Genomic DNA, 14,806 nt, shown 5'->3' on the forward strand with positions numbered 1-14,806 from the left:
AGGTCTCGTCGCGGGACGAGACCTAACGACCTCGTGCACGGTTGGCCGTGGCTCGGTGCTCAGGTGGCTCGTTGAACCGTGCATGGTGGGGGCTGGGGCGCGTGAGTTGATCGTGGCGGAGTATCGGGTCATTGGGCTGTCGCCGGATATGATTGCTGAACTCATCGCCGAGATAGGGCCGTTGTGGCACGAACAGCATCAGGCACGCCTGACGGCTCGGCCGCGACGGCGGGCGGTGGGAGCCGGAGCGAAGCACAAGCTCGTCTTCGTCGACCGACTGCTGGCCACACTGGTGAGTCTGCGCCATGGCACCACGCATGACGTGCTGGCCTGCTGGTTCGGCGTGGACCGCTCCACCATCACCCGCGCCATCGGCGAGGTGCGGCCCCTGCTCGCGCAACGGGGCTGCACGGTCGCGCCGGGCAGACGGCTGTGCACGCTCGCCGAGGTCATCGAGCACCTGGGCGCCGACGGTCGGACCGGGATCATCGACGGCACAGAGATCCGTGTGCGACGCCCGGCCGCAGGCCGCAAGGCTGCAGCCCGGTCCGGTCGGGCAGCTGCGCCGACATCACCCAGGCCCGGCAGCTCGGCCTGGTCGAGCTCCTGGTGGACAGTCCGTTCATGGAGATCCTTGCGGATGCCGGCTATCAGGGGATGGGCGCGCAGACCGGCGGGCGGGTGGTGACACCGCCACATCGCAAGTTCAAGAAGAACGCTCCCGCCTGGTACGAGGAGCGGCACGAGCAGCAGCGCAAGGCGCACTCCTCACGGCGCATCCGCGTCGAGCACGGCATCGCACACCTGAAGAACTGGCGGGCTCTTGCCCGCCACCTCGACCGTCGCGAGCACATGAGTGACATCGTCCAAGCCGTCGCTGGGCTGCTCTCACACCAGCAGACCGCCACTCTGTCCCGCCGACTACGAGCGTGAAGACCGCCAGCACCAGACCCCTCGACGAGTCACGGCCAACCGTGCACGAGGTCGTAAGGGTTGTCCCGTAAGTGAGATGACGGTTGCCGGGATGCGTGTGGCCCCAACGGGATGTCCGGACTCTAGCGTTACTCCTTGCGCAGGCGGGTGTCGCAGCTGTTTGGTATGGCTGTAGTTGAGCGTTCACGGCCTGCGATCCGGGTGGCTGGGTGATTGATCCCCTTCCCCCACAGTTGTGTGCGCTCCCGGGTCATGCGGTCGGCGCCGGGTTCTTGAGTACCTCTGTCAGGGCGGAGATGCTGTGGTCGCCGTAGCCGGCCTCGACGGCTCGCTTCAGCAAGGCATGGAAGGGCTTGTGCCACTCCATGTCGAGGTTCGCTTCCTTGCCGAGTTCCTCGTCATGCCCGGCTCCAGCGAGGAACAGACTCACCGAGGACGCGGGCTTGCAGTAGTCGCCGCGGTCAATTTCCTCTGCGAAGACCGGCAGCACCGAGTTGATCATCTCGAACCACTTGATGCTGAACCGCACCATTGAGGCCACCTCAAGGCCACGCGCCTGCACCGCTGCCGCGCCCTGGAAGAAGCCGACGAGCGCGGGCAGCAGGGTGCCGCCCACCGCCATCTCGTACAGGGCAGCGAGATCGGCGTCGGTACCGAGGTAGACGGTGTCACCGCCTAACACCCGCAGCGTCCCCGCGAACTCGTCGAAGACGGTTTTGTCGCCGCCGTAATACAGGAGGGTGTCCTCGGCTCCGACGGCGGACGGCACGTTCTTGATCGCCCCGTCGAGGTAACGCGCGCCGTGCCCGAGCGCCCATTCGGCCATCTGACGGGCACCGGCCGGCGAACCGCTGTTCAGGCTTACAAGGGCCCGCCCCTTGAGCGTGGCAGTGGCCGGTCCCAGGGCCTCGATGGTGTTCTCGTATGTGGTCAGGCAGGCGATGATCAGCGGACTCGCCGCGACTGCCTCGTCCACAGTCTGCGTGTGAACGGCGCCCTTGGACACGAGCGGCACGGCCTTCGATGCTGTCCTGTTCCAGACGGTGGTCGGGTGTCCGGCGTCGATGAATGCCTCTGCCAATGCGCTGCCCATCGAGCCCAGCCCGACGACGGTCACGGGAGTGCGGTGGTGTCCGGTCATGCGTTTACTCCTGCCTGATACCGATGCTTCTGAAGCGTGAAATGGGTCGAATAGCCGACATCGCACGGAGTTGCTGCCCCTCTTGGTGCGACGCCTGATCCATGCTGCGGTGGCACCAACATTTCTACAAGTACCTACAATTCTGTCTGGTACCCACAGTTTTGTTAGGGGGAGTGCTGTGCGGAAGCGGAGCTATACCTGCGGCCTGGACGCCGCCATCGATGTCATGGGAGGGAAATGGAAGGGATTGATCCTGTTCTGGCTCGGCGAGGGGCCGCTGCGCTTCGGCGAGTTGCGTCGGACGGTGGTGGGCATCAGTGAGCGGATGCTTATCCTTCAACTTCGGGAGCTGGAGGCCAGTGGCCTCGTGCACCGCGAGGTCCATGACCAGGTGCCACCGAAGGTGGAGTACTCACTGACTGAGTTTGGTCACTCGCTCCTTTCGGCTCTCACCCCACTCGGCCAGTGGGGTGAGGACCACATAGAGCGTCTCGAAGCCCTCCCGTGAGCCGGGCACACGGGAAGGCAGTCGAGATCACCGCAGCGACGCCTCTGACCCTTGACCTACTGCCCGGCCCTCAGAAGGCACCCCATGTCTGATCTTGATGCGCGACGATCCCGATCGTGGCAGGTGTGATCACAGCATCGGGGACGTCCTGGATAGCCCCGTTCACAGGACTTAGCTCACGGCTCTTCACTCGTCTGGTGGCCGCAGTGCGCCGCGAGAACGCGGCTGCGCCCGTGCGGGGGCGGCCGTGGAAACTTCCTCTGGAAGACCGAGTGCTACTCGTGACCACCTATTGGCGCACTAGTGCAAGGCCGCGTTGATCCTTCGGGGGTCTGCGATGAGCTCTGCCAGGACCTTGCCGAATGAATCAGGTGCTTCGAGCATCACCATGTGACCGGCGTCGGGGACCTCGGTGTAACTGGCGGCTGCGGTGAGTGCCCACTCAGGCACATTCCATCCGGCACGGGAGCGCGCTCCGGCGACGAGGTGGACTGGGGTGCGCTCGAAGACTTCGTGCAGCACTTGCTCATAACTCGGCACCCCGGTGTACTCGACCACAGCACGGGCCGTCGCCTGGATGGTGCTGGCGGGCTGGTACGCGAGGGCTTCCGCAGCGGATCGGATGCGATCACCGGTCGACTCGATGCCGCTCTCGCGCAGCCAGCGAGCCGGGTCAGCGCGATCTGCTTCGAGCATTTCATTCACCTGGTCAGGCGTTTTGGTGGAGACCTGCGCGGACCAGAAGGCGTCGGCGAGTGTGAAGTTCCCCTCGACGTTGACGAAGGATTCGACGCGGCCCGGGTACCGATGGGCGAACGACGCAGCGATCACACCGCCGACGGAGTGGCCGACGAGGTGGACACGAGTGTTCGGCGCCCCATTGTCGAGAATCGTGCGCACGTACTCCACTTGGGCATCGATCGTGATGCCGTCTGGATCGACGTCGACTTCCGGTCCGTAACCCAGGAGATCAGGACTCAGGACAACAGACGGACGTAGATGGGTAACAGCGCGCTCATCAGCGAATGGGCCGATGAGTCCATGAAGGAGAACCACTGGTTGCATGGAAGGCCAGACTACTGCGCATGCCCGGGCAGGTTGGTGCCTTGCCCCGCCGCTCAAGTCCTGGAAGATCATTGGATCAGCCTGCTGATCCTTCAGCGCCTAAGAGCTCGTAACACGATCATGGGTGGACCTTCTTGAGGCGTCTCCAGCAGATGAGGCCGCAGGCAAGTGAGACGAAGGCGTCGTGCAGGTCGAGGCGTCTTTTCCAGCGGACGGCCAGACGCTTGAAGTGGTGCAGGAGCGAGAAAGTCTGCTCGACGACGTAGCGGAGCTTGCCGAGGTCCTTGATGTTCGGGGCACCTTTGCGGGAGATCACCGGCAGGATGCGACGCCTGCGCAGCTCGCGCCGGTTGGGGTTGCTGTCGTAGCCCTTGTCGCCCAGGAGTGCGTCGGGGCGCCTGCGCGGACGGCCCGGCTTCCCGGCGACGGGCGGGATGCCGTCGGCCTGCACCGCCATCGCCAACGGCGATCTGGCGTATCGCCGCTGGCACCGTATGATCGCGCTCTACGTGCCACAAGGGCAGCGAATCGTCGAGGACTTCACCCTCGCTCTGCCGCTTCGCGGCTGGGAGCGGGGCAGCGCCTGGGGATACGACACGGGGACGCGTTCGTTCTTCGCGAGGCTGTACGGCAACGAGGCCGGATCGTGTCCCTTGTCGTGGTGTAGGCGATCTACGAGTGGGAGTGCGCGGGCGTGTGCCCTGGGCGCACACCTGATGTGGGTTGCTGCTCCCTGACGACAAGACGGGCCACCGTGTAACTCTCCGTGCTAAAACGCCAGTTCAAGCGGTGGGAGTACACGATGGCCCTGTCTCAGTCTGACCTGATACGCCTGCTTGAGTCACTACGTTCGACCGACGGAATCGAGCTCATCCGCGCCATCGCCGAGCGGATGGTGCAGGAACTGATCGAGGCCGAGGCCACCGCGCACATCGGTGCGGAGTGGAACGAGCACACCCCGCGCGGACCGCCTTACGCAACGGGCACCGGGACAAGGTGCTGACCACGCTGGCCGGCGACCTGGACCTGGAGATCCCCAAGGTCCGCACCGGCAGCTTCTTCCCCTCACTGCTGGAGCATCGGCGCCGCATCGACCAGGCCCTCTACGCCGTCATCATGGAGGCATACGTGCACGGCGTCTCCACCCGCAGCGTCGATGACCTGGTCAAAGCGTTGGGCGGGGACAGCGGGATCTCCAAGTCGGAGGTCTCGCGGATCTGCGAAGCACTGGACGAACCGCTGACCGCGTTCCGCACCCGCCCCCTCGATCATGTCCGCTTCCCCTACGTCTACCTGGACGCGACCTACTGCAAGGCGCGGGTGAATCACCAGATCGTCTCCCAGGCCGTCGTGGTCGCCACCGGCATCACCGAAGACGGCAACCGCGAAGTTCTCGGACTGATGGTCGGCGACAGCGAGAGCGAGACGTTCTGGAAGGAATTCCTGCGCTCGCTGCGTGAGCGCGGCCTGTCCGGGGTCCGTCTGGTCATCACCGACCAGCACTCCGGCCTGGTCGCCGCGGTCCGCAAGGTCATGCTCGGCGCCGCCTGGCAGCGGTGCAGGGTTCATTTCCTGCGGAACGTTTTCAACGTGATCGACCGGGACTCCGGCGAGATGGTCGCCGCGACGATCCGCACCATCTTCACCCAGCCCACCGCGGAGCTCGTGCGCACCCAACTGGACACTGTCGCCGACATGCTCGGCACCCAGTTTCCCAAGGTCAAAGCGATGCTGCTGGAGGCGAAGGAGGACCTGACCGCGTTCGCGGACTTCCCGCCGAGGCACTGGAAGAAGATCCAGTCCACCAACCCTCTGGAGCGGATCAACCGGGAGATCAAACGCCGCACCGACGTCGTCCAGGTCTTCCCCAACCCACCCGCCCTGGAACGACTGGTGACCGCCGTGCTCTTCGAGATGCACGACGAATGGATCGCCTTCCCCCGCCGCTACCTGCCCGAGGGCAGCATGGACGAGCTCTACCCCGAACTCCCCGAAAGCGCCGCCGCACTACCCAGGGCCTCGGACAATCCCGCTGGTTGATCGCCTACACCACGAGACGGGGGCGCCATCCGGCGCGAAGCATTCGCACACCGACAGTCGCGAGGGCCTCCCGGTGCTCTAGGGGTGTCGCAACCCCAAGCCACCAGGAGGCCCTACTCTTGTGCAGTCACCCAGAGGTCGTCACTTGGCGAGGTATCCCTTGTAGACGCCGTCGATGTCCTTGAACTGGATCTTCATGTTCGTTCCGTCCTTGACGTTCGTGGCCAGAACCTTCCAGGTGTTCTTCGGCGCCCACTTCCACGTGTCGGCGCAGTCCCACTGGGCATAGCCGGTTTGCCAACACCACTTCACGTACGCGCCAGAGTTCGTGACCTTGATGTTGAGGTCTGAGCAGCGGCTCGTAGCCGTGATCCAGGCGCGATTATCGGGCGGAAAGTTCCGCTCGTGGTCCAACTTGGTAAAGGGTGTTGCCCCGTCGTAGCAGGTCACTGCCTGCGCCTCGCCGCTGCTGACGATTCCGCCGGCCACCAGTGCTGCGGTAGCGGTCAGCACAGCCAGTCCTCGTGACTTCCTCATCCCAATCCCCCTTTGTGCATGCATCAGCACCACCCACCATGACGAGAGGTGCCCCGATAGGGAACCTGCAACGTTTCAGGGTTACCGGCCAGTTCTTCGAGCGGGGCAGGGCCATCGCGTCCTCTCCGCGTGAGTGAACTGCACTGTCAACAACGGGAGTTAGGTGGTGGCCCGTCCCAGGATCAGAGAGTGGCGCTCACCAGCTGAAGCGCGCCCCGGGCAGATACCCGCGCACTCCCACTCGTAGATCGCTTACACCACGACAAGGGACACGATCGGATGGACCGGGCAGATCGCCGTCAGCGCGGCAAATCAGATCCGCTCGATGCCCAGAACGCGGCGCGAGCCGTATTGAGCGGCCGGGCCCGCGCCAGGGGCAAAGCGGGTGACGGGCCGGTGCAGATCGCGGGAATGTACAAACTCACGAAGGCGTCGGCCGTCAAAGCCCGCACCCAGGCCATCAACCAGCTCAAGTCCGTCCTCATTACTGCTGACCCCGCCTTGCGGGAAGAACTGGCCGGACTGGGCGATGCCGAACTCTTCCGCACCTGTGCGCGGTTCACCGACGCGAGCAGTCAGGAAGAGGGCGGTGAAGCGGGGGTGCTGCAGGCCACTCGGGTCACGCTGGGTCTGCTGGCTCACCGGATCGGACAGCTCTCCGAGCAGATCCGGGATGTGGACGCTCGTCTGGCCCGGCTCCTGGAATGTCATGCCCCGCAGCTGCTGGACGTGGTGGGGGTCGGTCCGGACACGGCCGTCACTTTGCTGATCACGGTGGGGGACAATCCGGAACGCCTGGACAGTGAGGCGTCCTTCGCTGCGCTGTGCGGGGTCAGTCCTGTCGAGCGTTCCTCGGGACGCCGGCAGTTCCGTCGTCTCAACCGTGGTGGCGACCCGTCAGGCCAACGCCGCGCTTCACCGCATCGTATTCACTCGTCTGCGGGTCGACCCGCGCACTCAGGGCTACTACGAGCGCCGGATCAAGGAGGGCAAGACGCGGCGCGAAATCGTCCGTTGCCTCAAAGGCTATGCGGCCCGGGAGGTCTTCCACCTGGTCAAACAGCTGCAGCCAGGACCCCGCTCGTAGGGGCTGTCGTGACAGATGAGAGGCTCAGGCGGGTGAGTGAGACACCGTCGAACACCCTGCAATACCGCTTTGACGGGCCAGAAGAGGCTCCCGTCCTGATCTTGGGTCCCTCCTTGGGTACCACATGGCACATGTCGTAGAAACCGTCCACGGGCGTCCAGTTGATCCATAACGGGGGCGTAAGTCCAGGTCAGAACCCTGCGACGCGTGAGCGTCCATGGGGCTCGTGACAGGGAAGTGACAGAAGGCGCGCTGCGGGACCCCCGCGAGCTAGCCCGGCCGAGGGTCCGGTCGCGTACAGCGGTCTGCTACGCATTCCTTGCGACCGTGGCACCGGGTGTGGCCGTAGAACCGCGATGACCTGCTCCCTGAGCAGGGTGCGAAGGCCCTCGTGGATGGCCTGGTTCTTCTGCTCGGCCTGCAGGGACCATCGATGGTGCGGAGAGTCGGCCGTTTCCCCAACGGCGAGGGTCGATGCTGGAGGGGTACTTCCGAGGCCGAGGTTTAGCCGTCCGCATCGGCGGTGTACGGCGCCAGCCTGGTCACGACGTGAGGCCGAAGAACGGTCAAGAGGGGCAACCAGCCGCATTGAGCGGGAAAGACACCCGAGGGTAGGGCGAATTCTCGGCACACATGGACTCCTGTCCAGGCCACGAATTAGCCGCAGGGGGAGGCATGTTGAGCAGTGCGTCACGCCTGCGCGCGCTCTATCCCTCACTTAGGACGATCACACGCTGGTTCAGGGCGCGCGGGTTTTCCTCAAGGGCTGTTTCTTCTCGGAGCCGGTGGTCGCGCAGCCCTGGAACTCAGATCACGGGCCGTGAGTCCCGCGAGGGCACATGAGTACGTCATGGACGTGCGGCGGCCAGGGTGTCTGCAAGCTCCTGTAGGTCCTCCGCTGCGTGATTGGGTGGAGTCATCGCCCGCGGGTACACCGATGCTCCGCGCCGCAGCCACGTACCGTCCAGTCCCGCTCGCTGGGCTCCGTCGATGTCCCAGGGGTGCGCGGCGACCATCAGTGCCTGGTCGGGCCGTACGCCGACCCGCTCGACGGCGTAGTGGTAGGCGGCCGGCGCGGGTTTCCAGCAGCGTGGGCCGCTCACGTCCGACAGAGCCTCGAAGCGGTGCAGCACTCCGGCCTTGTCCAGTAGCCTCTCGGTCATAGCGACGCTGCCGTTGGTCATCGCCGTCAGGCGATACCCCGCCTCGCTCAACTTCACTACGCCGTCCGGCACATCGGGGTGTACATCCAGGTGGGCGAAGCCATCGAGAATGTGCCGGGCTGCCGCTTCTCCATCTCCGGCCCAGCCCGTCAGCCTGGAGAGCATCGCCTGAAGTCCGTCGTGGGCAATGGACGTGAAGTCCGCGTACCCGCCGGCTGCCGTCAGCGCGAATCCGTCGCGCAGTACCCCGGCGAACCAGGTCGCCAGCAGATGCCCCGGGGCACCGATGTCCTCGAAGCGGGCGCGCAGCGGCGTGAGGTCGCTGAGCGTCTCGTTGACGTCGAAGACGAGGACCTGGGGCCGGTCGGCTGGCATGCTCTCCTCCTCTTGGTGTCCGAACGCCCGATGCCGGATGGGAGCCCATCAGGCTGCGAGTACCCGCCCTGCGCGCAAGTGCTGCGGCAGCCTGGTTCCTCCGTCGGCTTCGGAGTGCTGCCGGGGCATGGGCAGACGGAATCCGCGGAGCGTCCGGGTCTCCAGTTGTATGGCGGCATCGCGGCTGCGGCCATGTTCCAGCAGGCGGCCCAGGGCTTGTCGTATGCGGGTAGCCGGTTCGTCGATGCAGATACGTTCCTCCGCGTAGGCGTGGACGAGGGGGTGGAGCCGGAAGCGGCCGGGCGCGGTGCGCTCTATCAGGTGTGCTGCCGCCAGGGCGGCGAGGTGATGCTCGGCCGCAGAGGGCGGTTCGCCCAGGAGCGCGGCGGCCGTGGCGGCGTCGGTCTCCTGCAGCGGCTGGACGGCCAGCAGGCGCAGTAGCCGTCGCGCGCCCGTCGGCAAGCTCGCGTCGGAACCGGCCAGTGCGGTCCGTACGCCGTCCTCCAGGGCCAGGGTGATCAGGGGCTCGCGGTAGTAGTCGCCGAGCACCCAGGCAGGGTGGTCCCGCATGTGGCGGCCGATGACCGACAGTGCCAGCGGGAGGTGGCCCAGCAGGCCCGCGATCTCGTGGACGGCCGTGATGTCCGGGATGATGCGGTCGGCTCCCGCTGTCGCCCGCAGCAATTCGACAGAGTCGTCCGGGTCGAGCGGCCGCACCGGCAGACGGGCGGGGTCACCGAGGCCGGAAAGGGCGCGCCGGCTGGTGATCACAGTGCGGCATCCTCGGGTGCCGGGCAGCAGGCGACGTAGCTGTTCCGCGTCCGCCGCGTCGTCCAGGACGACCAGCGCGCCGGTTCCCGCCAGCAGTTGCCGGTAGAGGGCGGCGCGTGCGTCGAGGTCGTACGGGATGCGGTCGCCGGTGGCGCCGAGCAGGCGAAGGAAGGTCTCGAGTACGGCTGCCGGGTCGGCGGGCGGGCCCTGCGGGGCGGAGCCGCGGAGGTTTGCGAACAGGACGGGCACGCCGGTGCGTTCCTCGGCGAGCAGCCGGTGAGCGATGTGCAGGGCCAGTGACGTCTTGCCCACCCCCGGCATGCCCTCCAGCACCAGTGTCGTGACGTCCTGGTCGCGGGCGAGTAAGAACTCCGCCTGGGCCACCAGGTCAGTCCTGCCGACGAACACGGAGAGCCCTGCGGGCAGCCGGTCGTAGGCGCTGACCCGTGCGGCGGCCTCGGCCTCGCCGAGCACGGCCCGAAGCGACTGCCGCCACACGGAGAGGATGGCTTCGTCGGCGCCGACGAGGGCCTGCACCACGGCCAGTAGCAGGTCGGCGTTGGGGCGGCGGCGGCCGACCTGGAAGCAGTTGCCCACGGTCGAGCGGGCCGGCCACTCGCCGCGCGGGCGTCCAACCCGCTGCCAGTCCCGGTGGATGCGCCGTGTGATCTCGGTGATCGACGGGTTGCCCGCCCACGCTTTCAGCAGTCTCAGTTCCGCGATGAATTCGTTCATTGTGCGGGCTTTTCCCGGATCCAGCACCTGCGGCACGAACATCCTCCCCCATGGGACACCTGGGCCACGATCAACTTGGAACGGTCGTTTCAAGTTAGCCGTCATGGGGCTGTACCTGTCAACTGGTTTCCATCTGTTGAGCTTCGGCCACGGAGCGCATCCAGGATCATCCACGATCCGTCCGGAAGCCCGTATTCCGTCCTGATGCTGAGGCCGGTTCCCGCTCACCGGCACCCCGGGAAGTCCCGCCAAGCCCCGCGTGCCCCGTTCCAGGACAGGAGTCCGTGCATCGCCATGCCCGAAATCGCCGTGTCCCTACGCCCGGTCGGCGGCAGCGTCGTCGTGGGCCAGGCCAGAGACCACACGGTCACCATCGACCGGCCCACGGAGAAGGAGGGGACCGACGCCGGCCCCATGGGCGGTGAGCTGCTGCTTCTGGCTCTCGGCGGTTGCTACGTAAGCACCTTCCTCGCGGCCCTGAAGGCCGAGGACTCGGAGGCCGACACCTCTGAGATCAGCTTCCAGGTCGACGGAACCCTCGTGAGCGCGCCGACCCGCTTCTCCGAGATCACCGTGCAGGTGTCGGCGCCGACCGTCCTCCAGGACCTGATCTCCAAACCCCTGCTCAAGGCCGAGCGGGGCTGCATCGTCCACAACTCGATCCGTGACGCCGTGACAGTCCGCTTCACCCACGAGTGGCGCTGACTCTTCCCCCCACTGAAGGAGACAAGACCGTGGAAACGCAGCACAGCACGATGCGGGACAGCCACAGCCAGGACCGCGGCATGACGGACATGGTGATGCACGCGAGCAGCATGCAGCAGGGCTCCATGGGCGGTGCGGCTCCCGTCACCCGGCGCGTCACGATCGTCGGCGCCGGGTTCTCCGGCACGCTCACCGCCATCCGGCTGCTCCACTTCGCCGATACAGCCCTGGAGATATGCCTGATAGAGCGGGAGGAGGGCTACCGCTACGGCGGTATCGCCTTCGGCTGGGCGTCCACCAACTGGGAGCACATGCTCAACATCCAGGCCGGCCGCATCACCCTGCGCCGCGAGCGCCCGGAGGACTTCCTGGAGTGGGCCAACGAGGAGGCGGACCGCTCTGAGTGGCCGCAGAAGTGGCAGTACCACAACTTCGGCGTGGCCTGCGTCGTACCGCGGCGGATCTTCCGGCAGTATCTGGCCGAGCGGCTGCGCGGCGCGGTCGCCGACGCCCACGCCGAGGTGACGCTGCGGGAGCTGACCGGTGAGGTCATCGACGTACGCGGCGAGGGCGGCGGCTATGTCGTCAAGTACGCCGACGCCGGGGAACAGGGCAGTGTGCACGAGCTGCCGTCGGACCAGGTGATCCTCGCGACCGGTCACCTCTCGCCGGTCCAGGCGCCCTTCTACCACCGCATCAAGGACTCCGACCGTTTCATCGCCGACCCCTACGCCCCCGGAGCTCAGGAGCGGTTCCAGGAGGTCGGCCCCGAGGAGACCGTCCTCGTCACGGGCTCCGCGCTGTCGGCCTTCGACACGGTGATCTCCCTCGTGAACGCCGGCCACCGGGGGCAGATCCAGATCTGCTCGCGGGGCGGCCACATGCACGGCACCTACCCCGTCGACCACGAGCACGACATCTGGCAGTCCCGCCGACCGCCGTTCCTCGACGCGGAGGAGCTCACTCCCGAGTCGGTGGTCGAGGGGATCAAGGCGGAGTACGCGCACTTGCGGGACGAGCAGGGCGTGGAGCCGGGCAGCGCGCTCGACGCCGTCTTCCCCGAGCGCGTCATGAAGGCGTGGGAGCCGTACGTCATCGAGCTGATCTCCCGCATGGAAGCCCGCGACGTGCGCATGCTGCTCGACCGGTACAAGAGCCTGATCGTCACCAACCGCACCAGCACCGTGCGGGAGATCGGCGGAGTCGTACGCAGCCGGATGCGCGGATTCAACGGCGCGCCGAAGACCGTCGACGTCCTGTCCGCCGGCATCCAGGACATGCGCCTTGTCGAGGACGGCACGAAGATCCGGGTGGTCTTCGCCGACCAGCCGGACATCGTCGTCGACCGCGTCGTCAACTGCCTGGGCAACAAGACCGACTACGAGCACACCGACCACCCTCTGTGGAACGGCCTGGTCAACGGCCACGGATACGCACGACCGCAGACCAAGACCCACCGGGGCATCGAGGTCGGCCCGCACGGACAACTCATCGCCGCAGACGGCGAGGCGGCACCGGGCCTGTTCAGTGTCGGCCCGATGCGCCAGGGCGACGAGACCACCCGCCGGGGCCGGCTCGGCGCGTTCGTGTTCAGCATCGGCACCCTGCGCAATCAGTGCTTCGACACGGCGATGGAGGTGCTGCGCCGCCTGAAGTCCGCGAGCGACGAGGAGCAGATGGACATCCCCGACGGCATCCACCACTGCCTGATCCGCAGCAGCGACTGGATCGCCGCCGACCTCACCGCCGAGGAGCCGCAGGCCACCCGCCTGGGGGAGCGCCTGCAGAGCTACGCCCGCGAGAGCGCCTACCCCAACGCCGTCAACTACCTGCAGGCCCAGGACCGCACCGAGCGCCGCAAGTACCGCGGCATCCTGGATGACGACCTGGCGGACTTCGGCGCCGCCCTGGCCCGCGAGTTCGACCTCACCACGCAGCAGGCCCGGCGGACCGTTTCCCTGCTGGCGACGCTCGTGGAGAAGCACGCGGTCCACAACCTGTGCGACATCACCAAGCTGGCGGGCTGGGACTCCCAGTACGGCGACCAGGTCGAGCACGCCCCGAAGAAGGCCATGTGATGGCAGGCCACGACGAGCAGGAGCTGCTCAGCCGCCTGTTCATGGTCCGGCACGGCGAATCGACCTGCAATTCCGTCCACCGCATCGCCGGTCAGCGCGACGCCCCCCTGACCTTCCTCGGCCGGATCCAGGCCGAGAAGGTCGCCAAGGGCCACCGCGACCAGCACTTCGACCGCGTCTACGTCTCCCCGCTGACCCGCGCCTACGAGACCGCCGACACCGTCTTCGGCATCGATCACCCTGGCACGGACACCCCCGAGGTCGTGGTCGACGAGCGCCTGATGGAACGCGACTTCGGCAGCTACACGCTGGAGAGCAAGTCCATCCTCCAGCGCCGCCACGGCATCGCCGAGTACGAGCGGGCGATGAACGCCGACAGCCCGACCATGCACGGTGGCGAGACCTTCCAGCAGTTCAACGACCGCGTCTACGCCTTCTACGAGGAGGAGCTGTTGCCCGCTCTGCGGCGCGGCGAGGTGGTCTGCGTGGTCTCCCACAAGTACGTCGTCGAGCTGATCTGTCGGTTCATCCTGGCCCGTCCGGCCGACGAGTCGTACGACCTGCGCCTGCCCAACTCCCAGATGCTGCAGGGCGATCGGATCCACAGCTATGTGAAGAACGAGAACAAGACCATGAACATGGTCTACGACTGGATGGTCGTCAACCATCCCGTGGTCTTCTGCGGGGGACTGGCGGCGGGTCTCCTCGCCAATGTCGCGGGGCTGCGGCTCTCGACCTCGCCGTACGTGCTGCTCCTGCTCCTGGTGCTGGCCAGCGTCATCACCATGTGCCGCATCGAACTGGAGAACGCGCGAGCGTTCGTGACCGACCGCGGCACCCTTCGGTCCGTTGCCCTCCGCTACCTCGCCCTGCCGATCGCCTTCGCGGCACTGGTGCACTGGTGGGACGTGGGCAGTTCGAGTACGGCGGCGATCGCTGCGGTGTTCCTCGCGACCCCCAGTTCCGTGGTGGCGATGACGGTCAGCCGCTGCCTCGGCGGCATGATCATGCCGACGTTCGCGCAGGTCCTGCTCTCCTCACTGGCGGCGACGCTGTCGTTCTCGGCCGTCCTCGCCCTGACCCTGCACGAGGACGTAGCACCGGCCGTCGCCATCAGCGCCGCCACCTCGACCGGTGTTGTCACGGCGGCCTACGTCCTGGTCAAACGCCTGCGGGAGCGCTCTCCCATCCGTACGGCCAAGTACGGCGAACGCAACGGATACGTGGCCGTGCTGCTGCTCACCGCGTTCATCGTGCTCGTCTGCCTCAAGCTCGACCTGGACGGCTTCTCCACGTACGCGCCGACTGCCGTAGGCATCGCTGTCGGCCTGCGACTGATCGCCGCCCTGCTCAAGCGGCGCCGCCACGTCCAGACGCTCGACGACTACACCGCGATGACCTACCCGAACGTGTTCGTGGTGGTCATCATCGCCGCGCTCACCGGCAACGGGCCGCTGGAGCAGGTGGCGATCTGGACGCTGCTGCCGATGTTCGTCCTGTCGTTCTTCGACAGCTGGTACGCCCGCTTCCTCGTCGTCGCCCCCGACGACGCGCGCTGGCCGGCCGTCCTCGGACTTCCCGCGCACCGTCCCGTGCACGGCCGTCCGGCCACCGAGGACCCGCGCGAGCCCTCCGTTCCCGCCCGTTCCTGATGACCAGGGGAGTCGA

The 14,806-nt window shown here is 66.6% G+C and carries 14 protein-coding genes and 3 pseudogenes; 10 read left to right on the forward strand and 7 right to left on the reverse strand.

The annotated features are described in order from the left end of the window. Positions 1–148: 148 nt before the first annotated feature. Both EHO50_RS28505 and EHO50_RS44685 read left to right on the forward strand, forming a co-directional pair. Complete coding sequence (locus tag EHO50_RS28505; RefSeq protein ID WP_246101567.1) at positions 149–688, forward strand: helix-turn-helix domain-containing protein; 540 nt, start codon at positions 149–151, stop codon at positions 686–688. Next, the gene (locus tag EHO50_RS44685) at positions 571–933 is read left to right on the forward strand and encodes a transposase family protein (RefSeq protein WP_342787002.1); all 363 of its coding nucleotides are present in this window, start codon (positions 571–573) and stop codon (positions 931–933) included. The genes EHO50_RS28505 and EHO50_RS44685 overlap by 118 nt, the downstream gene beginning before the upstream one ends. Positions 934–1,183: 250 nt before the next feature. Here EHO50_RS44685 and EHO50_RS28510 read toward each other — a convergent pair whose 3' ends face one another. Next, positions 1,184–2,074, reverse strand: a complete 891-nt coding sequence (locus EHO50_RS28510) for an NAD(P)-dependent oxidoreductase (protein ID WP_128434091.1) — start codon at positions 2,072–2,074, stop codon at positions 1,184–1,186. A 178-nt stretch (positions 2,075–2,252) separates the two neighbouring features. Here EHO50_RS28510 and EHO50_RS28515 point away from each other — a divergent pair, with 178 nt between their 5' ends. After that, complete coding sequence (locus tag EHO50_RS28515; RefSeq protein WP_128434092.1) at positions 2,253–2,582, forward strand: winged helix-turn-helix transcriptional regulator; 330 nt, start codon at positions 2,253–2,255, stop codon at positions 2,580–2,582. Positions 2,583–2,698: 116 nt separating this feature from the next. Beyond that, positions 2,699–2,887 (forward strand): annotated as a pseudogene (locus EHO50_RS45280) (IS5/IS1182 family transposase); the annotation flags it as partial. Here EHO50_RS45280 and EHO50_RS28525 read toward each other — a convergent pair. Beyond that, positions 2,883–3,719, reverse strand: coding sequence for an alpha/beta fold hydrolase (locus EHO50_RS28525; RefSeq protein WP_128434093.1), 837 nt, complete (start codon positions 3,717–3,719; stop codon positions 2,883–2,885). The pseudogene EHO50_RS45280 and the gene EHO50_RS28525 overlap by 5 nt on opposite strands. Positions 3,720–3,765: 46 nt before the next feature. After that, positions 3,766–4,104, reverse strand: a complete 339-nt coding sequence (locus tag EHO50_RS28530; RefSeq protein ID WP_128434094.1) for a transposase — start codon at positions 4,102–4,104, stop codon at positions 3,766–3,768. Positions 4,105–4,449: 345 nt separating this feature from the next. On the opposite strand from EHO50_RS28530, the pseudogene EHO50_RS28535 reads away from it, so the two are divergent. Further along, positions 4,450–5,687 (forward strand): annotated as a pseudogene (locus EHO50_RS28535) (IS256 family transposase). Positions 5,688–5,828: 141 nt separating this feature from the next. Here EHO50_RS28535 and EHO50_RS28540 read toward each other — a convergent pair. Together EHO50_RS28540 and EHO50_RS45285 are read right to left on the reverse strand one after the other, a co-directional pair. Continuing rightward, positions 5,829–6,200 (reverse strand): hypothetical protein, encoded by a 372-nt coding sequence (locus tag EHO50_RS28540; protein ID WP_128434095.1) that lies wholly within the window; start codon positions 6,198–6,200, stop codon positions 5,829–5,831. A gap of 336 nt (positions 6,201–6,536) precedes the next feature. Next, complete coding sequence (locus EHO50_RS45285; protein ID WP_246101584.1) at positions 6,537–6,935, reverse strand: hypothetical protein; 399 nt, start codon at positions 6,933–6,935, stop codon at positions 6,537–6,539. 63 nt (positions 6,936–6,998) lie between these two features. Here EHO50_RS45285 and EHO50_RS45290 point away from each other — a divergent pair. Next, a pseudogene (locus tag EHO50_RS45290) lies at positions 6,999–7,064 on the forward strand (hypothetical protein); the annotation flags it as partial. 43 nt (positions 7,065–7,107) lie between these two features. Further along, positions 7,108–7,311 carry a hypothetical protein gene (locus EHO50_RS45295; protein WP_246101586.1) on the forward strand — a complete coding sequence of 68 codons (204 nt, stop codon included), beginning with the start codon at positions 7,108–7,110 and terminating at the stop codon, positions 7,309–7,311. Positions 7,312–8,159: 848 nt separating this feature from the next. Here the strand turns inward: EHO50_RS45295 and EHO50_RS28550 are convergent. Then, a complete protein-coding gene (locus EHO50_RS28550) occupies positions 8,160–8,849 on the reverse strand; it encodes a haloacid dehalogenase type II (RefSeq protein WP_128434096.1) in 690 nt (229 codons plus the stop codon). A gap of 48 nt (positions 8,850–8,897) precedes the next feature. Then, complete coding sequence (locus EHO50_RS28555; RefSeq protein ID WP_164904969.1) at positions 8,898–10,355, reverse strand: NB-ARC domain-containing protein; 1,458 nt, start codon at positions 10,353–10,355, stop codon at positions 8,898–8,900. A gap of 294 nt (positions 10,356–10,649) precedes the next feature. Between EHO50_RS28555 and EHO50_RS28560 the strand changes: the two genes are divergently transcribed. The 3 genes from EHO50_RS28560 to EHO50_RS28570 are packed head-to-tail and all read left to right on the forward strand — an operon-like array spanning position 10,650 to position 14,790. Continuing rightward, entirely contained in the window at positions 10,650–11,060 is a 411-nt protein-coding gene (locus EHO50_RS28560; protein WP_128434098.1) for an OsmC family protein, read from the forward strand. A gap of 29 nt (positions 11,061–11,089) precedes the next feature. Continuing rightward, the gene (locus tag EHO50_RS28565; protein ID WP_128434099.1) at positions 11,090–13,138 is read left to right on the forward strand and encodes an FAD/NAD(P)-binding protein; all 2,049 of its coding nucleotides are present in this window, start codon (positions 11,090–11,092) and stop codon (positions 13,136–13,138) included. Beyond that, positions 13,138–14,790 (forward strand): histidine phosphatase family protein, encoded by a 1,653-nt coding sequence (locus EHO50_RS28570; protein WP_128434100.1) that lies wholly within the window; start codon positions 13,138–13,140, stop codon positions 14,788–14,790. Before EHO50_RS28565 ends, EHO50_RS28570 begins: the two co-directional genes overlap by 1 nt. Positions 14,791–14,806 lie beyond the last annotated feature (16 nt).

The sequence above is a fragment of the Streptomyces cyaneus genome (assembly GCF_004028635.1).
In the GTDB taxonomy this organism is placed as follows: Bacteria; Actinomycetota; Actinomycetes; order Streptomycetales; family Streptomycetaceae; genus Streptomyces; species Streptomyces cyaneus.

Coding starts and splice junctions, on each gene's coding strand:
- EHO50_RS45285 (WP_246101584.1), bottom strand. CDS start 6,935: ATGACATTCCAGGAGCCGGGCCAGACGAGCGTCCACATCCCGGATCTG.
- EHO50_RS28550 (WP_128434096.1), bottom strand. CDS start 8,849: ATGCCAGCCGACCGGCCCCAGGTCCTCGTCTTCGACGTCAACGAGACG.
- EHO50_RS28570 (WP_128434100.1), top strand. CDS start 13,138: ATGGCAGGCCACGACGAGCAGGAGCTGCTCAGCCGCCTGTTCATGGTC.
- EHO50_RS28555 (WP_164904969.1), bottom strand. CDS start 10,355: ATGAACGAATTCATCGCGGAACTGAGACTGCTGAAAGCGTGGGCGGGC.
- EHO50_RS28560 (WP_128434098.1), top strand. CDS start 10,650: ATGCCCGAAATCGCCGTGTCCCTACGCCCGGTCGGCGGCAGCGTCGTC.
- EHO50_RS28530 (WP_128434094.1), bottom strand. CDS start 4,104: ATGGCGGTGCAGGCCGACGGCATCCCGCCCGTCGCCGGGAAGCCGGGC.
- EHO50_RS28505 (WP_246101567.1), top strand. CDS start 149: ATGATTGCTGAACTCATCGCCGAGATAGGGCCGTTGTGGCACGAACAG.
- EHO50_RS28525 (WP_128434093.1), bottom strand. CDS start 3,719: ATGATCTTCCAGGACTTGAGCGGCGGGGCAAGGCACCAACCTGCCCGG.
- EHO50_RS28510 (WP_128434091.1), bottom strand. CDS start 2,074: ATGACCGGACACCACCGCACTCCCGTGACCGTCGTCGGGCTGGGCTCG.